A 21,593-nucleotide genomic window follows, 5' to 3' on the forward strand; every position below is an offset into this window, starting at 1 on the left:
GCGAGACTGTGGCCCTATAAATAGACGAAAGTCATCAAATGTCTATTTTGGGGGCGGGCATGCAGCGTCGGGCGGCGATCATGACGGTGAGTGTTCTGACGGCGCCGATCGCGGCGGCCCTGTTCTTGGGCACCGCGACCGCGACGGCCGAGCCGGACGCGGCGGCTGGGCGAACGGCGGTGAGTGCAGAGCGAGACCCGGGACCGCGGACCGAACCGTCGCTGCGAGCCCGCCGGGACGAAAGGGGCGACGCCCCACGACGCGGTACTCGGATGGTGCTGCGGCAGGCGTCGCCCCGAGACGACGACGCACCCCCGCGCCGTATCGGACCGAGAGTCAAAACGCGCACGCCGGCAGAGGGTTTCACCGATACCTCCGCCGTGAACCTCACGTCGGCGAAGAGCGAGCGCCCGACGCTGCGGGACAGGATCGCCCACCGTGCCGCGTCACGCGCGACAACGACGTCGTCGGTCCCCCAGGTCAGACCGTCCGTCGCGACCCGTATGGACAGCGCCGGCGACTCACCCGTGCCGAGCCCGCCGCGTCGCGCAGGCCTCCTCAGCGCCGTCGGGTCCCTGCTCGTCAACACACTCGTCGGAGCGATCCACCTCGCCGATGGGCCACCGGTTCTGCCACCGAACAGCACCGTCACTGTTCGAACCTCCAGCCTCACGCTGCCCATCGGAGCGGGCCGCTCCGTGCAGGCCGACTGGTACTTCCCCGAAGACGCCGACGCCTCGACGCGGCTGATCTACTTCCAACACGGCTTCCTGGCCAGCGGACCGATCTACAGCTACACGATCGCCCATCTGGCCGAACGCACCGACAGCATCATCGTCGCCCCGTCGCTGTCGTCGAACTTCTTCTCACCATCAGCGGAGTGGGTGGGTGGCTCCACGGTCCAGCGTGCCGTCGCCGACCTCTTCGTCGGCGAACGTGCCGCGCTCGTCGACAGTGCCAGTGCCGCAGCCGGATACGAGGTCACGCTGCCCCAGAAATTCGTCCTCGTCGGCCATTCGGCCGGTGGCACGCTGGTCACCAGCGTCGCCGGCTTCCTCGCCGACAACGGGGCGATCGGCGACCTCCAGGGCATCGTGATGCTGGACGGCGTCGAACCGGCCGGATCACCGTTCGTCAGCGACGCGCTGTCCAAGCTGACCGGCGCCGACTACCGGCCCATCTATCTCATCTCCTCCGACCGGTACTTCTGGAGCCGCAACGGCGACATGGCCGACAAACTGCAGCTCGCGCGGCCTGACGACTTCACCGGGGTCAACCTCGTGGATGGCCGGCACATCGATTACATGCTGGGCGGCAACAAGATCATCCAGTTCTTCGAATACCTCACCGCCGGCTTCTCCAAGCCGCAGAACATCGAGGCGGCCGAGCTTCTCACCGCCGGTTGGGTCGACGACCTGTTCTCGGGGACGGAGTCGCAGGGGGTCTACGGATCACCCGGGGAGAGCATCGCGATTGCGACGTCCGCGGGCACGGCCGACGCCGTCGTGCTGCCGTTGGGTTATCCGTCCCGCCCGGTCTGGAATCCCGTGCTTGAGGCGGTGCTGACCGCGATCTTCGACTTCGGCGGCCGGAACTGGTTCGTCTACGAACCGTTGCCGGGGCACGAGGTCTCGGTCAGAAAAGCGCTGTCGCCGTTGTGGTCACGGTGGCCTGACGCGCGCCCGGCTGGCGGGTCTTGGTGATGATCCCTCGCACACCGCTGGCTTTCGCTTCGGCCTTCAGCGCCTGGTACTGCTCGGTGGTGACGACGGGGTCCCGGCTGAGGATGAACCCGCTGCGGCCGGTGGGGTCGGTGACGATCGCGTACTCGTAGTCGTCACCGAGGTCGACGATCCAGTAGTTGCCGGGCGCGTTGTTCGACGGCGGCCCGAAGAAGGTGACGTTCAACTTGGCGTTGGTGTCGTCCACCGGTGAGGCCGTGCCGTTGATCGACGACTTCGGGCCCCTGTTGAAGAAGTAGTTGCCGGAGTTGACCACCTTGATGGTTCCGTCGGGGTTGAGGCTGTACTCGGCCTTGGTGTTGACCAGTCCGACCGAGAAGAACTGCTTGACGCTGCCCACCTCGTACCAGGTGCCGAGGTAGGAGTCGACGTCGACCGACGGCACGGTCACCGGGGTCGGCCGTGCCGCTGGCCGTGCCACGGCAGCACTCAGCGCGGCCAGTGCGTCGGCGATGGGGCGCTTCGCGGGGTTCGGCGGTGCGGAGTCGCCGGCCGCCTCGGTGGCCGAGGTGCTGCGCCGCAACGACTTTGACTCCGTGCCCGAGTTGGACGACTGCCGAGCGGCCACGCGCTCGGCTCGCCGTTCAGCCCGGTCGGCGGCGCGCTCCGACCGTTCGGCTGCCCGCTCCGTTCGCTGGGCGGTGCGTTCGGTGCGGCGCGCATCCCGACGGTCCTTCGCCGTCGAAATTCCCGCGCTGGACTGGCTCGCGCTGTGGCTGGAGTCTGCCGAACCGGTGTCTGCCGCGGCGGTGCCCGCTCCGAGGCCGAGGGCCAGGCTCGCGCCGGCGGCGCACGACCAGGGACAACTGCCAGCGACGATGCGTGATCATGATCGAGAATGTGACCAACCGTCGACCGCGACAAACCGATGTGACGTGGACGTCAGAAATTGGTGCGCCCGTGGAGCCGATGACGGGAATCGAACCCGCGTATTCAGCTTGGGGTTCAAGGGTTCACCATAGAGTGCCGAAGTCCGTTAAGGTGTTGTGCTACAGACTATTACGCGAAGGCCGATACGGGACGGTACAGGTTCATCCGCGACGGGTTGCAGGCGTTTATACGGGGAAAATGCGGAGCGCCTGCAACTATGCAAACCGCATCACTGGGGCTCACCTAACTGTGGTGCAGAATGTGGGCACTCTCGGCCTCGTCAGATGCGCGCCTGAACTGCTCGTCGGGCGGTCGACATCTTCATGTACAGCCGGAGGGGGTTCGCACGTGTGGGGGTGAAGCTGCGCGCCGCGTACCATTCGGCGAGACGATCATTCTTCGCGTCGAGGACGATAAGACGACTTCCGACAGCGGTCGAGGCTCCGACCGCCAGGCGCAATGCTTCAAACAGCAGATCGGTTCCGATGTTCTGTCGCCGAAGATCGTCGCGAAGCCCCATCCGAGCTAGAAGCGTCGCTGGGATTGTCGTCAACCCGCCGGTATCTCTCGGAGCAACACCAACATCTGTTGTTCGAACCTCGTGGTTCACCAGGGCAAAGAATCCCACGATGCCGTCGTCGGGATGTGTGCAAACAGTGACGGCGGCCGAGCCGACGGCAGTGGCGTGTCGCGCGTTCCCGTGAAACCAAGCGTCCATATCGTCGTCGCCGCAAGTGAAGCCGTCCAGGACGTGGTCAGCACACAGTGGCTCCACTTTGTTCCAGTACGACAACCGATTACTTCCAGTTGCGCGACAGCGCCGAGAGCAGCCCTTGAGCGTCGTCCGGTTCGTCCAGGGACTCGGCGATCTCGCGGAACTCGTCGTCCTCAACGTAGGTCACTCGAGCGTCAATTACCCGCGGAAGGACCGGCGTTGTGCGTTCATTCTTCGACTTCACCATCTCGGCGGCGTAGTACCGCCGCATCGCTTCATGTGAAATCACGCGGTCGCCGCCAGACGCGTTCCAAGCATCAACCCATGGGTCTTCGACGTGGGTGAGTGCGGACATTTCGAAGGGCTGAATCCGTCGGTATGCTTCAATCACCGCGTCGACCACCTCGCGCTCCGTTTCGGTTAGCGCATCCGGGTTACCGACGGCTTGCCTACGGGTGATCGTGATCGTGCCGCGGTAATTGCTCCAGACCGAATGAACCACCGGGCCGAGTTCGAAGGCTTTGATCTGATCCTCAAAAAGAGGCGCGTCCATCGTGACGAGGTGCCACGCCTGCGCGTAGTACAGCAGCTTCTGCAGCCGCACGGATTCGACCGCAATACGCTTCTGCAAGATGTATGCCGCGACGTCGTTCGCCGTTGTCACTCTGGAATCACCTCCTGTCAACCTCAAGGGTAGCTATGTCAAGCGCTCCAGGGTAGAACGACCCACTGACAGAACGCCGATTACCAGGCGATACAAGGGCGTGTGCGAGATGTGTGCGTAAGTATCGGCTCCCGCAGGAGAGGAGCCACCTCGGTGCTCGTCGCTTTTGACTGAGCAGCGGGGGAAGATCTGGCCGCGGTTCTTCGCCGTGGCTTTCGCACTGATTGCAGTCGCGGCTGAAAGCGTCTTGGTGGGGCGACTGCATGGTTGGGTGGGCCGAGAAGAAGAGCGGGGTTCCGCGGCTGGGTCGGTCAGCGGCGGCCGACCCAGCCGCGGTTCATCAGGCCGTCGTCGGGACGGACAGCAGGCGGAACGCGTTCGGGATGACGACGTCGGAGCCGGTGCGGAACCACAGGATGGCACCGCGCTGGCCGGTCGGCCGGCGGTTGGCGCCGAACAAGTGCGGCACGAGCTCAAGCGTGGAGCCGATGCGGTCGACGATGGTCATGCCGCGGGCGAAGTCGCCGTAGACGATCGGATAGTTGTTCTCCGTCGCCGCCGGGTTGAGCGTGCCGTCCAGGTTGGAGATCTCGTTCATCGGGCGGCCGAGCAGCATCGGCGGGTTGTCCTGCAGTGACGGGAACTTCAGTGCACCGTTGGTGGTCTCGAACTGCCGCAGCGTGTTGATGATGCTCAGGTTCGATGCCCACTGCGCGCCGGGTTGGAATCGCGGCGGCAGCGCGTTCTGCACGGCGTAGACATCGCCGGCTACCAGTGTCTCGGGCGTTGCCGGCGAGATCAGCGGAACCGAGCCGGCCGCGGCCACCAGAGCAGTGATCAAACCCTTGGGCTGGGTGGTGCCATTGCCGGTTGTGTAGGCGGTGGCGCAGAGCTGTTCGGCGCCGTCGACCAACAGCTTGGACAGCTCGGACAGGAAGTTCACCGCGTCGCCTTCGACCTCGAAGCTGAACGGCACGAAAGCATCGCCCTTGAACACGGGAATGCTGGGGCCGGCCAGTGTCGGTGACGCGTCGGCCATTTCGGCCGCCTCGGCTGTCCACTCGGCGGTCACGCCAGCGGAAGTGACGCCCTGCCAGGTGTCTGTGGTTGTCTGCACGACTCGGGCGAGCAGACGGAGCGGGTTGATGCTGCCGCCCGAGCTAAGCTGGATCGCCGGGTCGAGGGTCAGGGGCACCATGTAGCCGCCGACGTTGTCGGTCAGCCCCATGGCGCGCTGCTCGGCCTGCAGCGCGGCAACGGTCCGGTATGCCTCGGCCTCGTCGGGCGTCCAGCGAAGGTGACCGTGGGTCGGATTGGCGAGCAGGTGCGCGAAGGCCCGTTCGTAGGCCTCAGATCCCGCCGCGGCGGCCCAGCGCTGCGTCCAAGACTGCACGGCCGCCGTGCCGGTGCCCATCAACTCGGTGATTACTTCGGCGCCGCGGGCGGGCAGGCGATCGGCCTGGACGGCGCGGTCGAGAGCGCGGGTCGCGTCGTCGCGCATCGCGACGGCCGGCGGCCGTTCACGTGACTGCGCGTCGCCGGTGTCGGAGGTGCCTGCTTCGGTGTGCAGAGCGCCGGAGGCTAGGCGCTGCACCATGTCCCGGGCCGCGGTGGCGCGCTGCTGGTTCTGCGCCCGCACCTGTTCGGCGCGCTGGGTCAGTGCCTGGAACCGTTCGGCGTCGGCGCCTTCGAGGTCGCCGGTGGTGCTGTCGAGCAGTTCCTGGGCGGCCGCGCGGGTCTGTTCGAGGGTCATGGTGGAGACCTCGTCGACGGAGCCGCCGAGCACGGGCCAGATCGGGCCGCGGCGGGTGTATCCGATGGCTCGCAGGCCGGTGACGGGGTGAGTGGGAAGTGCTGTGGTCATGGGTTCACCAATCGAGTAGGGACAGCCGCGCCTGGGCGACCGACCGGGGGATGACAAGGGATTGCGATCGCACGCCCGCCACGGCTGCCCCGGTGTATGCCGGGTAGGCCGTGAGGGATACCTCGTTCAGCGCTGCCTCGACTCGCACGCGGACTCCGGCCTCCATCCGATCCCGAATGCCGCGGAAACCGACCGAGAAGCCGTCCACCGTGCCCGACTGCACCAGCTCGAGGACATCGTCACCGACGCGGGTGTTGGCGATCTCGAAGGCGGCGTGGAGCCCGTCGCGCTGTTCGTCCAGCTCGACGGCCTTTCCCACGGGGAACTGCCTGTAGTCGTGGTTGGCAAGGAGTTTGACCTTGTGGCCCCGTTCGCTGATCGACCGCGCGAAAGCGCCGAACTCGAACCGCTCCCGGTACGGTCCGGCGCCGTCATCGACGGTGACGGTCTGGCCGTAGGGCACCGCAATGCCGTGCACCGTTCGACCGGACCCAGCCGTCAAATCAGCTGTGCGAAAGAGGATTTCACTCAAGACAAGTCACCTGCCATAGGACGTGCGAATAACGCTGCGTCGCATGGTGACCCGAATGTCCAGGTTGGCCGCCCCTGCGGTTCCCGGCGCTTCGGCGATACCGAGCTGGGATCAAGCGTAGCGCCGCCATTGCCGAAACGGCAAGAGGACTTGTCACGATCTCAGCTTTCGTCCTCGTCGGGCAGAAACTCAGCTTCCCGCATCGCCGCCGCGTTCGCATCGATGAACGCGATACCGCCCGTGCTGCTGAGTTCCGGCAGCAACACCTCGAATTGGTCGAGCACGGCGTTGATCGTCTGCATGGCGCGACCGTCGGCGACCGCGGCCTGCATGATCGCAGCGATGCCAGCACGGTTGTTGTTGCCGTCGTGATCGATAATCTGAGCTGCCCGCACCATGTCGGTGGAACTCTCGTCGACGGGAGCGAGGCCCGCGATTCCCGCGATGTAGTCGGCAATGAGATCAATGCCCTCGTCCGTGCGGAAGCGGACCACGAACGTCCTGTGCAGGACCAGCAGCGCCGACAGCAGTTCTCGTGCGCGCTTGGCTTCGTTGACCTCCTCGACGATGACGCGCTGGGCGGCTTGGTTGCCTTGGCGCCGGTACTTGGTCAGAAGGGACGCCCGGCGGAAGTCGCCGGCGCGGTCTTGGTGATCAGTCATGGGTCTACCTCTTTCTTGTTACGGAACGTGTTACGGAAAATGCCACACTCTTGGGTCGTTTCCGCAGGTCAGGGGGGCAATGGCACTTTATCCGTGCGCACACTTCTGGGGGAGGGATCGAAAGCAAGATTGGCGGTCCCACCTGGGGATTCACCGTTCGCGATGCCGCCCCACCCCCCGGGGTCACGCTGACCGCCGTGGTCGCCCAGGAGATTTCGGTCCGTTGACCAGGCCAGCCACGACCCCACGAGGGCGCCTACTCGGGGACAGCGACTCAAACCAGTCGACACACCGACCCAACACCGGACACCTGGCGCACAGCCCGATCGCCACCGAGTGCCGCTCTACGACAACGTCAGGGTTCTCACCCTTGGCGGCTTCGTCAAACAGACGATGACGGCCACGACACGCAGCACCGGGCAGCGAGGGCGCCAGCCCGATGGCGTCAAAAAGACCCTGCGCGCTCACGGCAGCCTCCTTTCCTTGGTGGGTTTGCTGTTCATCACAAACACCTCGGGGAGGCGCGGTATATGTGCGTACCCCGTACTGCCGCTGTGGACCACGCGTAGTGCTGGGCCGACCTGCTTCGGGGGCGGTGGCGGTGGGACCTCGTCACCGTCGTGCTCGTCGCAACGTGGCCGGGTCGCCGCGCTCGGCAGGCTGATACAGCAAACTTCGCAGACGGTCGGGCGGGGTGGTTTCACGTGGTCCTCGCTCGGGTCGGTGATCGAAGGCTGCGACGCCGGGGAGTCGGCATCGGGAGTCGACGAACAGGGAGAATGCCGGTCCAAAGGTGTGGGAGTGTGGTCATGGGTGACCGAGTTGGTCACGGATGCTGACCTGCTGTTTTCATGCGTGACCGGGTTGGTCACCCGTGACCAGTAGGTGAACGTCCGGCCGTTGTACTCGCCTGACCGCGAGCAGGCCATTCCCTCGCCCTCTAGCAACGGCATAGCCTGGTCGAACAGTTCTCGCTTCTCTTTGCGGCCGAGCCTGCGCCGCAGATCTCCTTCGCTCAGTTCCCCGTCTCGTTCGAGCATCCGCACGATCGAGCGCTTAACCGTCTCCAGCCGGCTAGCGTCGTAGAACTCCTCGCCGGCCGCACGGGAGACCGCACGGTCACGGACCTTTGCTCGGGCGGCCTGTCGGGCCTGCTCGACCAGCCAACTCCGCGTTCGATCGGAAACCGTCATGACGACCTCGGAGAGCCGCCAGTCCTGCTCGGATACGACGCTGCGGTGGTGCATGATCGCGAGCACCGCGGCTACCTTGCAGCGGGTCAACATGGCGTGTCCGTCGAGTGCGTCGGCTTCCCCGCGCTGGCGCGCCAGGTGGGCGGCGATGATCGCTGACGTGATCTCCTCGTACCCGTAGATGATCTCGACTACGTCTCCACTAGTTCTTGTGGCCCAGGAGGGCAGAGTGGTGTCCAGTGGCGCGGGATCTGGAGTCACCGAGGCCGGCATGTCGGGATCGATCGTCATGGCCCACAGGAACCGTTGTGGCGTACCGCCGGTGACGTCGTTGAAGATGACGCCCGTGTGGCCCGGTTGGGCGCCCACCGAGAGGCAACCTCGGTACGAGTGCGCCGGGACGTTGCGGCTGTTGGCCTTCGATGCGTTGGTCGACCCGAGCTGCTCGCCCATCGCGAACGCCTTCAGCGTGCCCAGGATCGTGGAACCTTGCCTCGACTCCAGGCCCGTCAGGATGTCGATCTCAGAGCAATTGAAGATCGCCGCAGTGACGCCTTCGTTGTCCTCGTCCTCCTTGCCGCGCCGCGTGAACGTCTCGGCGATGCCCTCACCGGTCCCGATAGGCAGCTCGACGATCGGGGTGGGCCACGCGAGCCGGCCGACCTTGTCTGAGATTCCCTTGCCACCGCCGGACGGGGAGACAAAGGCGCACAGCAGGTTCAGCGAGGCGTGGCCGCCGATCACACCAGGCAGCCGCACATGAGGCCCGGCGCTGGCCGCCACCCGCAGCAGGACCGCGAAGAACACCGCCCACGGAGCCGCATAGCGCGCGCGAGCCCACTGGTGAATCTTGCGCAACTGCTCGGAATCGGATTCGAGAAAGAACTCCTTCGTCAGGTCGTCGGTCACGACGCCCTCCGCATCTCGTCGATCTCGAGTCGACGCTGCACCTGACGGCCTACCTCGGTCCAGTTCTCGCCGCCCTGCACGTCCTCGGCGGCCCGGGCGCGGGCCTCCTGGCCGAGCTGGAGCCGAAGAACGTGGTGTTCACCAGCGACAGCCAACGCGAGCAGCTTTCGTGGGTCACCGTCAGCCAGCGCGGCCCAGGCGGGCGTTCCCGCAGTGGGCAGCGGCCCGCAGTTGGCCTGAGCGACAGCGGCCTCGATGAACTTGTGGCAGGCCCACCAGCAGACCTCTCGCGACGCGGGAGCGCCCCCGCCCAGTCGGGCGGGGGCCTCCTGCTCGTTCTCCACGGTCACAGCTGGGGCAGCCTCTCCATCGCATCGGCAGCCTCGATCAACTTGGCGGCCAGAGCACGGGCGTCGGCGGCGTCGAGGTCCTGGCTGCTCGGATACAGCGAGATGCACCGGGTCACTTCGCCGGTGGCGTCCTGGAATCCGTCAACCCCGACACCAACTTTCGCCGTGTCGAAGCGCCCCCATTCAAGGGATCGGACCGGGTTGCCGTCGAGTGTCAGACTGTTCCATCCGTCGGCGTTTGCACCGTCCGGCACCGGGACATCCGGATCGGGGAGGTTGATATCGCAGAACACGCTGTGATCGCCGATGCCCCCGCAGCAGTGGCGAGTAGCCATGTCGACCGGGTGATTGTCCTTGCTCTGTGCCATGATGAACACACCTACTTTCTTGTTGGGGAGTGGTTCTGAAGCCTCGAAGGCGGCAACCTTCGGGGCTTCGCTTTTTGCCGGCCGAAGATCCTCGGTCCGGTCCGCCTCGGGATTGAGTCCCAGATCCTCGGGGTGCGGGTAATCGCGCATTACGCCGCGCCTTCGAGCCGTGCGATGTAGTCCGCCAGTTGCTTGTCTGTGCTGAATCGACGCTTCCCGATTCGCACGGACGGCAATTCGCCTGACGCCCACAGCCCGAAGACTGTCGATCGACCGACGCTGAGCTTTTCCGCGACGGCCCTCCAATCGTTCATCGCCCCTCCTGTGCTCCGTTATGCAACATACATCTACCAAATCGTGGTATTACAGAGCAGCCTACAGCGGATGTTCGTAAACGCAAGCGAATCGTGTCAAGATGTCGCAATGCCGAACATCGATCCGGATGCGAAAGAGTGGCAGAAGGAGCTAGCTGGCCGCGTTGGCCGCGCAGTCCAGCAGGCGCGCAGGGCTGCCGGTTACACCGCGCTCGAGTTGTCGCGCAGGTGCGACGACCTCGGCTACCCGATTAGTCGCGTGGCCATCTCGAAGATCGAAAGTAACTCTCGCGCGGGGAAACTAGACCTTGCTGAGTTGATCGCTCTCGCGGCGGCGCTGCACACGTCCCCGGTAGCACTGGTTTTCCCCGGTCCTTATGACCGGGACGTCGAACTTTTCCCGAGGCAGAATTGGCCGCAATTCACTGCGGCACAGTGGTTTTCGGCACTGTCGTCGGAGCCCTTTGAAGAGATGACTGAATGGCGGTCAGCAACCTGGGAGTTGAATACCTGGCGCAGGCTCGACGAACTCGAAACCTCTCGGGATGTGTTGACAATTCGCGCCGCCAACATTGCGCCAGATGAGCCGCCACCAACCCTCATATACAAGCAGATCGAGCTGTACGAGAAAGAGATCCGCGAACTGAGGGAAGCTCTGGACCATCGAAAGCGAGTGGAGCAGGCGTGGGGGATCGACGATGCCTAGGCAACGGATGGCGCCGGGTGAGCACGGCAAGATCACCAATAGTCGACGTGGTGAAATATTCTATGCCACAACATATTTGCGCTTGCATAGTGGAGTCCTGCGCGAGCGCGAAGCGTCATCCCGCAAGTCGGCCGAGGATGCCCGGCGCGAGTTGAAGAGGCGTATCGCGGCCGAACTGGAAGCCGGTGAACCTAACGGCGTTATCGACCGGCGCACAACGCTTTCCGAGCTGTTTGAGGCGTGGATACCCGCCAAGGTAGCTGAGGATCGGATCGGGGAACGGACTGCAACCCTGTACCGGGATACGTGGCGGCTGCACGGTGATCTCCAGCTCGGCGCGCTGCGCATCGGAGAGCTGACAACGAGCCGCGCCGATTCGCATCTGAAGTCATTGCCAGTGTCAGCGGCCACCTACATGCGGATCATCCTGGTCGGCATGTACGGGCTGGCAGCCCGGTTCGACGTGGTGAAGCACAACCCGATGCGCGAGACCAAGACAGCCAAGGTTGACCGCAAACCGGCGCGTGCCTTGTCGGCCATGGAGTTCGAAGAGGTGCGACAGGCCATCACCGAGTTCTGCGCGCGCAAGGGGCCGGGACCGCGGCGCGGCCTGATGCTGCCCGCGTTCGTCGAGCTGCTGGCAGCGACCGGAGTGCGGCCGGGTGAAGTGCTGGCGATCGATTGGCCCTCCGTCGACCTGCTCGCGGACATTCCGACCGTCACGGTCAACGGCACCGTCGTCGACGCAGGCCGGGTGGCCGGCAAGCCACTGCACCGCCAAGACGAACGCAAAGGCCGAGCGCCGGCCCACACGGTCACGTTGCCCGAGTTCGGGGTGAAGGTACTCACAGAGCTGTACGGGGTCACCGGCCCGGACGGGACCGTGCTGAAGAACCGCGACGGCGGCCTGGTGAGCCTGTCGAACATCAGGTCATCACTGCGGGAGGCGCTAGCACCGCACGAACATCTTCGGTGGGTGACGCCGCACAGCTTCCGGCGCACAACCGGAACGGTCGTCAGGGACGGGCTCGGAGTAGAGGCCGCGCAGCGCCAGCTCGGGCACGCGCAGCTGGCCACCACCGAAGGCCACTACGTGCAGAGAATCACCCGGGGTCCGGATACCCGCGCTGTGCTGGAGAAATGGGCCAGCAACCAGCATTGAGGATCGAATCTACGGGGAAAGTACGGGATTCCGTCAAGCGCGGTTTGCTAGCTAACTTTGATGAGCCCGTGACCAGGGCGTATGGAGCCGATGACGGGAATCGAACCCGCGTATTCAGCTTGGGAAGCTGATGTTCTGCCATTGAACTACATCGGCCGTGTTACGAAGGGCAAGGCTAACACGTGCGAAACCTCACCTGGTGTGCGCTCAGATCGCAGATCGGGCGCACAGCACGATCGGGCCGCACACCAGGCGAGGTCGCTGCGTCAGAGCGCGGACACCGCCGGCAACGGTGTGATCGGCACCGTCACCGAGACCGCCGCCGTCGCGCCGCTCGAATCGGTGGCGGTGACGACGAACGTGTCCTCCTGCGGTTTCGCGCCGAACCCTCCCGGGCCTGTCGCATAGAAGCTCTGCGGCAGACCGAGCGGCCGGTCAGCCGCCCACGTAGTGACCACGATCGAGACCCGCTGGCCCGCCATCAGGTCGAGCGTCACCTCGGGACAAAAACTCTTGCCACCGCCACACCCGGTCACCGCGACGGCGTGTGTCCCGGCGTCGTCGTTCAGCACCAGAGCGCCCGTCTCCGGCGAGTCGGGGTCGAACGTTCCGCTGTACACGATCATCAGGGTGTCCTCTGGCGCCTGGCTCTGGCCGATCGTGTACGACTGCGTGGCGGTGGCCGTGAAGGACGTCGCGATGTAATTGCGGGTGGCATCGCGTCCGGTCAAGTCCGAAAGATCGTTCAGGCCAAGTGCAGTGCTGGCGAACGTACCCTGCGTGACCTGGGCGGGATCGGTGAAGGTGATGGTTGCGCCATTTCCACCGCCGCCTTCCCGGAACTCCTCGTTCGGCAGGTACACGAACGCCCCGGTGTCCGGGTCGATCGTCACGGTGCCGTACTGCGTGGTGGCCGGCGCGCTGTAGGTGACGGTGCCGCCGTCAGGGTCCGTCGCGGTGACGGTTCCGCGCACCTCTGCTGTCGTCGGGTCACCGGCGCCGACGTTCACGCCGGTGATCACCGGGGCGTCATCCACAGCGTTGACGACCACGGTGACGGTCGCGGTGGCCGTCGTCGTGCCGTCGGTGACGGTGTAAGTGAAGGTGTCGGTGCCGTTGTAGTCGTCGTCGGGGTCGTAGCTGATGGTGCCGTCGCGGTTGATCCAGAGATCGCCGTGTTCGGGCTGGGTGTAACCCTCGACGGTGAGGTTGTCGCCGTCGATGTCGGTGTCGTTGGCCAGCAGTTCGGCGGGGTTGGCGATGAGCAGCCCGTCTTCGTCGACGGTGACGCTGTCGTCGGTGGCCACGGGCGGGTCTTTGACGGGATCGACGGTGACAGTGACTGTGGCAGTGGCGGTTTCGGTGCCGTCGGTGACGGTGTAGGTGAACGTGTCGGTGCCGTTGTAGTCGTCGTCGGGGTCGTAGCTGATCGTCCCGTCGCGGTTGATCCAGAGGTCGCCGTGTTCGGGCTGGGTGTAGCCGTCGATGCTGAGGTTGTCGCGGTCGATGTCGGTGTCGTTGGCCAGCAGTTCGGCGGGGTTGACGATGAGCAACCCGTCTTCGTCGACGGAGACCCCGTCGTCGGTGGCGACGGGCGCGTCGTTGACGGGGTTGACGCTGACGGTGACTGTTGCGGTGGTGGTCTTGATCCCGTCGGTGACGGTATAGGTGAAGGTGTCGCTGCCGTGGAAGTCGTCGTCGGGGTCGTAGCTGATGCTGCCGTCGCGGTTGATCCAGAGATCGCCGTGCTCCGGTTGGGTGTAGCCGTCGATGGACAAGTCGTCACCGTCGGGGTCGGTGTCGTTGGCCAGCAGGTCGGCGGGGTTCACCACCAGCAGTCCGTCCTCGTCGACAGAGACGCTGTCACTGCCGGCGACAGGTGCCCGATCGGTCGCGGCGACGTTCACGGTGATGACTGCCCAGTCGCTGTGCCCCCCGAACAGACCGTGCACGTGGAAGTCGTCGCGGTTGTAATCGGAGACCCGCACCAGGAATCGGTCACGGCCGCCGGTGAGCGCGAACTCGTTGTCGGCGTCGTAGGTGAAGGTTCCGGTTGCCGGGTCGACGGTGACGGTGCCGTGCTTGGGCCCGAAGAGTCCGCGGCGGACCCGGTAGGTCAACGAATCGCCATCGGCGTCGGTGCCGTTGAACGCGATCGGAACGCTGACATCGTCGTACTCGTCCAGCGTCACGTCGACCTGCTGGTTGTCCAGCACGGGCCGGCGGTTGAACAGCGTGCGCCGCGACTCCCGGCCCGCCGCGCTCAGCATGGTCCACAGACCGGTTCCGGCGGGCGCATCGGGCGTTGCAGGGGTAGCGGGCGCGGCAGGTTGGTCCAACTCGACAGTTGCTTTCGTGTCGTTAGCGACCTCCACGTGGGGTGCGGTCGCCACCGTGTTCGAGGTGACGACCTTTCGTGCCGGTCGAGACGTGCTGACTCGCGTCGGCGCGATCGACTCTGCGGGCTTTTCGGCGGCGGCGGGTGTGTCGGCCCGCTCGACGGTGGGGTCCTCGCCGGCGTCCGCTGTCGTCGAACGTGCCGGTGTATCCGCCTTTGGCGCCGTGGCGCGGCGGTGGCTGCGCGACGGCGCATCATCAGCTTCCGTCGCGTCTCCGTTCACCTCGGAGCTGACCTTCTTGTCCGCCTTCTTCTTGCCGCGGGACGGAGAAGTGTCCGACGGCGCTGCATCCGGCCGCGACACCGACCGATTGTCCGAGGACGCGCTGCTGGATGTGGAGTCGCTGTCAGCCCAGGCGACGCCGGTGGCCCCGCCGGCAATCGCAAAGCCAACTCCCAGTGCGACAGCTAACCCACCGACACGGCCGATGCGGGTCGCGCGGGCGAGGGCTGCCGCTGTTGTCGTCGCGTGGCGGTCGTGTGGCCGAGCAGTCATGAGTGTTTCCCCCAATTGTCAACCCGGACTGTCTGTCTAAGGCACCGCGGTAGAACGTGTCGACGCAATGGCCCCCGGGCAGCAGCGCAGCACAACGACACGCGGGATAGAGGAGAGACACCAGTCGCCGCAGTACGCGACCATCCCCGATAGCAAAACTGGTGACGGAGAAGAAGCTAACACGCGTTCGCAACATCGTGAGGCAAACTGTGAGAAAAATTGTTGCGGACGTAAGATCTTCTGTGGATTCTTCTCACCCGTTTCACAGCAGGGCGGTCTGCTCTGCGCCCCGCCGCCTGCTACCGGGGCGATTCCCGCCGTTACTCTCGTCCCGTGCTGCTCTCCGACCGTGACATTCGGGCCGAGATCGACGCCGGGAGGCTCGGCGTCGACCCGTTCGACGACAGTCTGATCCAGCCGTCCAGCGTCGATGTCCGGTTGGACTCCTTGTTCCGCGTCTTCAACAACACGCGCTACACCCACATCGACCCCGCCCTGCGGCAGGACGACCTCACCACGCTCGTCGAGCCCAAAGAGGGGGAGCCCTTCGTGCTGCACCCCGGTGAGTTCGTGCTCGGTGCGACGCTCGAGCGGTGCACTTTGCCCGACGACCTCGCCGGCCGCCTGGAGGGCAAGTCGTCGCTGGGTCGTCTCGGCCTGCTGACCCACTCGACCGCCGGCTTCATCGACCCGGGTTTCTCCGGTCACATCACGCTCGAGCTGTCGAACGTCGCGAACCTGCCGATCACCCTGTGGCCCGGCATGAAGATCGGCCAGCTCTGCCTGCTGCGGCTCACGAGCCCCGCCGAGCATCCCTACGGCAGCGACAAGGTCGGCTCCAAGTACCAGGGCCAGCGCGGTCCCACGCCGTCGCGGTCCTACCAGAACTTCCTGCGGTCGACCTGACGTCGAACTGACGGCGGGCGGGAATCTCCGCGCGGCGAGTAATGTCATAACCACTGGCGCGCCGGCCGCGCATCACCGCCGTGCAGCTAACCGCGACGTGTGTAACGCCGTGGCCGTCCGCGTCGATGAAGTACTAGTTGTCGGCGCTCAACCTGCAGGTGGGCCCGTACAACAACCAGGCTGCAGCAAAATTTTTGGAGGGGTCGAGTGGACATCGTTCTCGGTGTGTCGATGACACCTACGACGGTCCGCATGGTGCTGGTGGAGGGCGAAAAAGCGGACGGCGTCACCGTCGATCACGACGTCTTCGACGTCACGTCCCCGGAGGCGTCAGCAAACGTCGCCGAACAGGTCGTCGCAGCCGTCCAGGGCACCAAGGAAAGCGCGGAGTCAGGCGGGCATCACCTGAAATCCATCGGCGTCACCTGGAGTGACCACACCGAGGCCAGCGCCCTTCGTGACGTGTTGTCGGCGCACGGCATCGACGACGTCATGCTCGTCGCCGAGAGCCACGCTGCCGCGTCTCTCGCGCAGGCGGTGGGACGCGCGGTCGGATACGACACCACCGCTCTGCTCTTCGTCGACCGCGACACCGCGACGCTGTCGGTGGTCCGCACCGACGACGGCTCGGTGGTCAAGGTGCTCAGCCGTTCGCTGCACAGCACCGACGCGATGGCCGTGCTCACCGAGATGGCGCACGCGGTGGCCGCGCAGGATGCCCCACCGCAGGGCATGTTCGTCGTCGGTTCCGGCGTCGACGTCAGCTCCGTGAAGTCTCATCTCGAACATCTCGTCGACCTCCCCGTCAGCGCGCCCGACGACGCGGATCTGGCACTGGCCCGGGGTGCAGCGCTGGCATCGGCCGCTGCACCCGCGTTCGAGGCGACGACCGTGGGGCTGGCCTACTCACAGGACCCCGACGGTGACACCGCCGGCTCGGTCTACGCCGGGCTCGCCGGCGCGGACACCCAACTCGCGCCGGTCGGCGCTGAGGTGGTCGACGAGTTCGCCCAGACCGAGATGCGTGAGGCCGAGGAGGGGCGCAAGCCGTTCCTCCTTGTCGGCAGCGCGTTGACGTCGGTGTTCGTCATCGGTGTCGTCGCCCTGGTGATCTCGCTGGCGGTCAGCATCCGCCCGACCGTCGACTCGCGGCCCAGTCCCGCGCAGGCGGCCATCGTGCCGACCAGCCAGGCACCCGCGCCCGCGCCGATCGAGCAGGCCGCCCAGGTGCCCGCCGATCCGCCGCCGTCGGCCGAGACCATCAAGCCTCCGGTGCCGGTCGCGGTGCAGCAGACGCCGCAGGCTCCCCGCACCGTATTCGTGGAGAAGCCTGCGCCTGCGCCCGCAGCGCCGGCCCCTGCGCCCGCTCCTGCGGCACCCGCCCCGGCGCCTGCTCCCGTGGCCCCGGCCCCGGCGCCGCCGGTCGTCGCGCCGGTTCCCGCTCCGGTGGTGGTTCCGCGGCCGGTCATCGTGGTGCCCCAGCGGCAGTGGCCGGTGTTCTCGCCGCCGAAGCCGGCGTGGACGTGGCCGAGCAAGCCGGAGGCGCCTGAGCCGGATGAGCCCGAGACCCCGCAGTGGACGCCGCCGGTGACGCAGCCGCAGGTTCCCCAGGTGCCGCAGACGCCGCAGTGGCCCGGATCGAACTCCGGCAGCGGCCGCGGCAGTGACGACTACGGGTCCGGCGGTTTTGGTGGCTCTAGCGGGTTCGGTGGCTCGGGTGGCTCCAGCGGCTCCGGCTCGTCGTCGCGCGGCGGATCGGGCAGCGGCTCCTCTGGTGGCGAGAAGTGCTTCCTGATCTTCTGCGCCCCCGGCCGGGGCCGCGGGTAGCGGTCAGCCGACGTCGCGCGAAAGTGCACCCACGGCTGTGAAAACCCGCAAGTCACGACCCTGAGTGCACTCTCGCGGCACGGGACCGTCACGCTCCGTTGGTCTGGCGGCCAGTGTCGCGTAGCAGCCCTCTCATCCCGGCTGCCTATAGAGGCAGTATGCGATGCACCGTCTTCGGCACCGGCTACCTCGGCGCCACCCACGCGGTCGGGATGGCAGAACTCGGCCACGAGGTGATCGGTGTCGACATCGACCCGGGCAAGATCGCCAAACTGGCCGGCGGTGACGTCCCGTTCTACGAACCCGGGCTGCCCGAGATGTTGCGGCGCAACCTCGATGCCGGTCGGCTGCACTTCACCACCGACTATGCCGAGGCCGCTGACTTCGCCGACGTCCACTTCCTGGGCGTCGGCACACCCCAGAAGAAGGGGGAGTACGGCGCCGACCTCCGCCACGTCTACGCCGTCATCGACGCGTTGGTGCCGCAGCTGCGCCGCCCCGCGGTGATCGTCGGAAAGTCCACTGTGCCCGTCGGAACGGCAACCGATCTCGTCGAGCGGGCCGCTGCGCTGAACCCGTCCGGGATACCCGTCGAGATCGCGTGGAACCCCGAGTTCCTGCGGGAGGGCTTCGCCGTTCACGACACGCTGCACCCCGACCGGATCGTCGTCGGCGTGCAGCACGATTCACGGTTCGCCGAGGAGGCGATCCGTGCGCTGTACGCACCGCTTCTCGACAGCGGGGTGCCCTTCCTGCTGACCGATCTGCAGACGGCCGAACTGGTCAAGGTTGCGGCCAATGCCTTTCTCGCCACCAAGATCTCGTTCATCAACGCGATCTCCGAAGTCTGCGAGGCCGCCGGCGCCGACGTGACGACGCTGGCCGATGCGCTCGGCTACGACGCCCGCATCGGGCGCCGATTCCTCAACGCGGGCCTGGGTTTCGGGGGCGGCTGCCTGCCGAAGGACATCCGCGCGTTCATGGCGCGTGCCGGAGAGCTCGGCGCCAACCACGCACTCACCTTCCTGCGCGAGGTCGACAGCATCAACATGCGTCGCCGCACCCGCATGGTCGAATTGGCCACCACCGCGTGCGGAGGCTCTCTGCTCGGCGCGAACGTCGCCGTCCTCGGTGCGGCGTTCAAACCCGAATCCGACGACGTCCGCGACTCACCCGCCCTCAACGTGGCCGGGCTGCTGCAACTGAACGGCGCCACCGTCACCGTCTACGACCCCAAGGCGATGGAGAACTCCCGCCGGCTGTTCCCGACCCTGACGTATGCGACATCGGTCGCCGACGCCTGCGATCGGGCCGACGCCGTCCTGGTGCTGACGGAATGGGCCGAGTTCGTCGATCTGGACCCCGAGACGCTCGCCGACACCGTGCGCACCAAAGTCATTGTGGACGGCCGCAATTGTCTGGACCGGCAACGCTGGCGGCAGGCGGGCTGGCAGCTCTACGCGCTGGGCCGTAGCGTCGGGATGTGACTGTTTACGCGCTGAATCTCTTCGACATCGCCGACCCCGCCGAGTACCGGGCCTACTCGAAGCGCTCACCGCAGGAGGTTGCCAGGCACGGCGGCCGGGTGGTCGCGCTCGGCAAGTTCGCAGACTCGATCACCGGGGAGATCGAGCCGCGCACGGTGCTGATCCTCGTCGAGTGGGATTCGAGAGAGGCGTTCGACAGTTATCGCAACGACCCGGAGTTGGCCGAGCTGCACGCTCATCGGGAGAACGGGGCGTCCTCCTACGTCTGGCATCTGTTCGATCGGCTCGACGACCTGCGGCCTTTGCTTAAGCTCGGGTGATGGAGAAGTTCCAACACCGGCTGCGATGGGTGATCCTGCACGGGATCGTCCGCGGTCTGTCCAAGGTCGGCGCGCGTCGCGGCGATCCGCAGGCGCGGCTGATCGCCGACCCCGCAGTGCGCGCCGATCCCGCGGCGTTCGCCGACGAGATGCGCGCTCGCGGGCCTGTCGTCCGTTCTCGCACAGCGCTGATGACGTTCGATCACGCCGTCGTCAACGAGGTGCTGCGGTCCGACGACTTCCATGTCATGAGCCTCGGCGCCGGCCTGCCGGCGACGTTGCGCCGCATCAACGACAGGACCCGCACCGGACTGTTGCATCCCATCGAGCCGCCGTCGCTGCTGTCGATCGAGCCGCCCGAGCACACCCGCTGTCGGAAGATGGTGTCCTCGGTGTTCACCAGCCGCGCCGTCGCCGCGTTGCGCGACCGCGTTCAGGACACCGCAGACGGTTTGCTGGACCGGATGGAGGGCCGAACGGGAGTCGTCGACGTCGTCGACGCCTACTGTGGCCAGCTTCCTGTCGCGGTGATCAGCGACATCCTGGGCGTGCCCGAAGCGGATCGACAGCAGATCCTGCACTTCGGCGAGCTCGCCGCGCCCAGTCTGGACATCGGCCTGTCGTGGAAGCAGTACACGAGCGTGCACGAGGGCCTGGTCGGGTTCAACGCCTGGCTCACGCGTCACCTCGACGAGCTGGCCCGCAACCCCGGCGACGACCTGATGAGCCAGCTCATCCAGGCCAGCGCTGCGGCCGACGAGAGCGCCCGGCTGTCACAGCGGGAATTGTTGGCCACTGCGGGCCTTGTCCTGGCTGCCGGCTTCGAAACGACGGTGAACCTGCTCGGCAACGGCATCCGAATGCTGCTGCAGACACCCGAGCACCTCGAGACCCTGGCCGCCCGACCGGAGCTGTGGCCCACCGCCGTCGAGGAAATCCTGCGACTTGACTCCCCGGTGCAGATGAGCGCCCGCTTCGCGCGCATGGACGTCGACATCGCCGGCACCCGCATAGCCCGCGGTGAGCTGATCATCCTCCACCTGGCCGGGGCGAACCGCGACCCGACGGTGTTCACCGATCCCCACCGGTTCGACCTCGAGCGGGAGAACGCGGGCAAGCACCTGTCGTTCTCCGGCGGGCGGCACTTCTGCCTCGGCGCCGCGTTGGCGCGCTCCGAAGGCGAGGTCGGATTGCGCACCTTCTTCGAGCGTTACCCCGGGGCGCAGCTCGCCGGACAGGCCCACCGGCGCGACACCCGCGTGCTGCGAGGGTGGTCAACATTGCCGATCACGCTTGGGAGCGCGCGCACCGCGCTAGCGTGAGCGGGTGGACTTCCGAGCAGCTCTGCTCGAGCAGACTCGAGCTTTCGGCGATCTGATCCGGACGGCAGACCCCGCGACGCCGGTGCCGACCTGCGGGGACTGGACCCTCACACAGCTGTTCCGCCACGTGGGGCGCGGAAACCGTTGGGCCGCACAGATTATCCTCGAGCGACGCAACCAGGAGCTCGATCCGCGGGATGTCCGCGACGGTAAACCGCCAGACGACCCGGACGCCGCCGCGGACTGGCTGATGGCGGGGGCGGAACTGATCAGCAACGCGATCGACCGCGTCGGCGCTGAGACCAGGGTGTGGACGTTCATCGGCCCGCGGCCTGCCGGCTGGTGGATTCGGCGGCGCCTGCATGAGGCCACCGTGCACCGCGCCGACGCTGCCCTTGCCCTCGGCGTCCCGTTCGAGTTGTCCCCCGATCTGGCCGCCGATGCTCTCAGCGAGTGGATCGACCGGGTATCGGTGGACCGGCGCCACCCGCCGGCACTCGATCGGGGCCAATCCATCCACCTGCACGCCACCGACCCCGAGCTCGGACCGACGGGGGAGTGGATGATCGTCCACGACGAGGAAGGCGTCTGGTGGTCCCACGACCACGGCAAGGGCAGTGTTGCGTTGCGGGGGCCGGCGAAGGATCTGCTGCTGGCCGCCGTGCGCCGTGTCAGCGCTGCCGACGCGGGCCTCGAGGTGCACGGCGACACAGCCGTATGGGAGAAATGGTTGGACCGCACGCCCTACTGAGCGGCGCTGCTGTCGCGACGGAAGACCGGCCTAAG

19 protein-coding genes and 1 tRNA gene are annotated in these 21,593 nt (G+C 66.4%); 9 read left to right on the forward strand and 11 right to left on the reverse strand.

Annotated features, from left to right (window positions below; genetic code table 11):
- Positions 1 to 38 precede the first annotated feature (38 nt).
- On the forward strand, positions 39 to 1,703 hold the full coding sequence (locus ACXYX3_RS01865) for an alpha/beta hydrolase family protein (protein WP_458609918.1): 1,665 nt from the start codon (positions 39 to 41) through the stop codon (positions 1,701 to 1,703).
- Here the strand turns inward: ACXYX3_RS01865 and ACXYX3_RS01870 are convergent.
- The 9 genes from ACXYX3_RS01870 to ACXYX3_RS01910 all read right to left on the reverse strand — a co-directional run bounded on the left by ACXYX3_RS01870 (position 1,636) and on the right by ACXYX3_RS01910 (position 10,019).
- Positions 1,636 to 2,310: a lipocalin family protein gene (locus ACXYX3_RS01870; protein ID WP_458609919.1), complete on the reverse strand. Its 675-nt coding sequence runs from the start codon at positions 2,308 to 2,310 to the stop codon at positions 1,636 to 1,638. The genes ACXYX3_RS01865 and ACXYX3_RS01870 overlap by 68 nt on opposite strands.
- Before the next feature lie 582 nt (positions 2,311 to 2,892).
- On the reverse strand, positions 2,893 to 3,405 hold the full coding sequence (locus ACXYX3_RS01875) for a hypothetical protein (RefSeq protein WP_458609920.1): 513 nt from the start codon (positions 3,403 to 3,405) through the stop codon (positions 2,893 to 2,895).
- A 4-nt stretch (positions 3,406 to 3,409) separates the two neighbouring features.
- The gene (locus ACXYX3_RS01880) at positions 3,410 to 3,991 is read right to left on the reverse strand and encodes a Panacea domain-containing protein (protein ID WP_458609921.1); all 582 of its coding nucleotides are present in this window, start codon (positions 3,989 to 3,991) and stop codon (positions 3,410 to 3,412) included.
- Between the two features lie 340 nt (positions 3,992 to 4,331).
- Positions 4,332 to 5,744, reverse strand: coding sequence for a phage major capsid protein (locus ACXYX3_RS01885; protein ID WP_458612271.1), 1,413 nt, complete (start codon positions 5,742 to 5,744; stop codon positions 4,332 to 4,334).
- 115 nt (positions 5,745 to 5,859) lie between these two features.
- Positions 5,860 to 6,387: an HK97 family phage prohead protease gene (locus tag ACXYX3_RS01890; protein WP_458609922.1), complete on the reverse strand. Its 528-nt coding sequence runs from the start codon at positions 6,385 to 6,387 to the stop codon at positions 5,860 to 5,862.
- A gap of 161 nt (positions 6,388 to 6,548) precedes the next feature.
- Positions 6,549 to 7,049, reverse strand: coding sequence for a hypothetical protein (locus tag ACXYX3_RS01895; protein WP_458609923.1), 501 nt, complete (start codon positions 7,047 to 7,049; stop codon positions 6,549 to 6,551).
- Positions 7,050 to 7,513: 464 nt separating this feature from the next.
- Positions 7,514 to 9,151: a hypothetical protein gene (locus ACXYX3_RS01900; protein WP_458609924.1), complete on the reverse strand. Its 1,638-nt coding sequence runs from the start codon at positions 9,149 to 9,151 to the stop codon at positions 7,514 to 7,516.
- Positions 9,148 to 9,501, reverse strand: coding sequence for a DUF2742 domain-containing protein (locus ACXYX3_RS01905; protein ID WP_458609925.1), 354 nt, complete (start codon positions 9,499 to 9,501; stop codon positions 9,148 to 9,150). Before ACXYX3_RS01905 ends, ACXYX3_RS01900 begins: the two co-directional genes overlap by 4 nt.
- A complete protein-coding gene (locus ACXYX3_RS01910) occupies positions 9,498 to 10,019 on the reverse strand; it encodes a hypothetical protein (protein WP_458609926.1) in 522 nt (173 codons plus the stop codon). Before ACXYX3_RS01910 ends, ACXYX3_RS01905 begins: the two co-directional genes overlap by 4 nt.
- A 273-nt stretch (positions 10,020 to 10,292) precedes the next feature.
- Between ACXYX3_RS01910 and ACXYX3_RS01915 the strand changes: the two genes are divergently transcribed.
- Together ACXYX3_RS01915 and ACXYX3_RS01920 are read left to right on the forward strand one after the other, a co-directional pair.
- Positions 10,293 to 10,889, forward strand: a complete 597-nt coding sequence (locus tag ACXYX3_RS01915) for a helix-turn-helix domain-containing protein (RefSeq protein ID WP_458609927.1) — start codon at positions 10,293 to 10,295, stop codon at positions 10,887 to 10,889.
- Positions 10,882 to 12,051 carry a tyrosine-type recombinase/integrase gene (locus ACXYX3_RS01920; protein ID WP_458609928.1) on the forward strand — a complete coding sequence of 390 codons (1,170 nt, stop codon included), beginning with the start codon at positions 10,882 to 10,884 and terminating at the stop codon, positions 12,049 to 12,051. The genes ACXYX3_RS01915 and ACXYX3_RS01920 overlap by 8 nt, the downstream gene beginning before the upstream one ends.
- 82 nt (positions 12,052 to 12,133) lie before the next feature.
- Here ACXYX3_RS01920 and ACXYX3_RS01925 read toward each other — a convergent pair.
- Together ACXYX3_RS01925 and ACXYX3_RS01930 are read right to left on the reverse strand one after the other, a co-directional pair.
- Positions 12,134 to 12,207: transfer RNA gene (locus ACXYX3_RS01925), tRNA-Gly, on the reverse strand.
- Positions 12,208 to 12,317: 110 nt separating this feature from the next.
- Positions 12,318 to 14,753, reverse strand: a complete 2,436-nt coding sequence (locus ACXYX3_RS01930) for an Ig-like domain-containing protein (RefSeq protein WP_458609929.1) — start codon at positions 14,751 to 14,753, stop codon at positions 12,318 to 12,320.
- Positions 14,754 to 15,278: 525 nt separating this feature from the next.
- Here ACXYX3_RS01930 and dcd point away from each other — a divergent pair.
- From dcd to ACXYX3_RS01960, 6 genes are all read left to right on the forward strand, one after another.
- Positions 15,279 to 15,851: a dCTP deaminase gene (gene dcd, locus ACXYX3_RS01935; RefSeq protein WP_458609930.1), complete on the forward strand. Its 573-nt coding sequence runs from the start codon at positions 15,279 to 15,281 to the stop codon at positions 15,849 to 15,851.
- 207 nt (positions 15,852 to 16,058) lie between these two features.
- On the forward strand, positions 16,059 to 17,678 hold the full coding sequence (locus ACXYX3_RS01940; RefSeq protein ID WP_458609931.1) for a DUF7159 family protein: 1,620 nt from the start codon (positions 16,059 to 16,061) through the stop codon (positions 17,676 to 17,678).
- Positions 17,679 to 17,836: 158 nt separating this feature from the next.
- Positions 17,837 to 19,165, forward strand: a complete 1,329-nt coding sequence (locus ACXYX3_RS01945; protein WP_458609932.1) for a UDP-glucose dehydrogenase family protein — start codon at positions 17,837 to 17,839, stop codon at positions 19,163 to 19,165.
- Entirely contained in the window at positions 19,162 to 19,485 is a 324-nt protein-coding gene (locus tag ACXYX3_RS01950) for a DUF1330 domain-containing protein (RefSeq protein WP_458609933.1), read from the forward strand. Before ACXYX3_RS01945 ends, ACXYX3_RS01950 begins: the two co-directional genes overlap by 4 nt.
- A complete protein-coding gene (locus tag ACXYX3_RS01955; protein ID WP_458609934.1) occupies positions 19,485 to 20,807 on the forward strand; it encodes a cytochrome P450 in 1,323 nt (440 codons plus the stop codon). Before ACXYX3_RS01950 ends, ACXYX3_RS01955 begins: the two co-directional genes overlap by 1 nt.
- Before the next feature lie 4 nt (positions 20,808 to 20,811).
- The gene (locus tag ACXYX3_RS01960) at positions 20,812 to 21,558 is read left to right on the forward strand and encodes a maleylpyruvate isomerase family mycothiol-dependent enzyme (protein WP_458609935.1); all 747 of its coding nucleotides are present in this window, start codon (positions 20,812 to 20,814) and stop codon (positions 21,556 to 21,558) included.
- Positions 21,559 to 21,593 lie beyond the last annotated feature (35 nt).

The sequence above is a fragment of the Mycobacterium sp. Panama NTM2 genome (assembly GCF_054355555.1).

Excerpts from the sequence above, each read along its gene's own strand:
- ACXYX3_RS01865 (WP_458609918.1), top strand. The coding sequence starts at position 39 with ATGTCTATTTTGGGGGCGGGCATGCAGCGTCGGGCGGCGATCATGACG.
- ACXYX3_RS01885 (WP_458612271.1), bottom strand. The coding sequence starts at position 5,744 with ATGACCCTCGAACAGACCCGCGCGGCCGCCCAGGAACTGCTCGACAGC.
- ACXYX3_RS01895 (WP_458609923.1), bottom strand. The coding sequence starts at position 7,049 with ATGACTGATCACCAAGACCGCGCCGGCGACTTCCGCCGGGCGTCCCTT.
- ACXYX3_RS01910 (WP_458609926.1), bottom strand. The coding sequence starts at position 10,019 with ATGCGCGATTACCCGCACCCCGAGGATCTGGGACTCAATCCCGAGGCG.
- ACXYX3_RS01915 (WP_458609927.1), top strand. The coding sequence starts at position 10,293 with ATGCCGAACATCGATCCGGATGCGAAAGAGTGGCAGAAGGAGCTAGCT.
- ACXYX3_RS01920 (WP_458609928.1), top strand. The coding sequence starts at position 10,882 with ATGCCTAGGCAACGGATGGCGCCGGGTGAGCACGGCAAGATCACCAAT.
- ACXYX3_RS01945 (WP_458609932.1), top strand. The coding sequence starts at position 17,837 with ATGCGATGCACCGTCTTCGGCACCGGCTACCTCGGCGCCACCCACGCG.
- ACXYX3_RS01955 (WP_458609934.1), top strand. The coding sequence starts at position 19,485 with ATGGAGAAGTTCCAACACCGGCTGCGATGGGTGATCCTGCACGGGATC.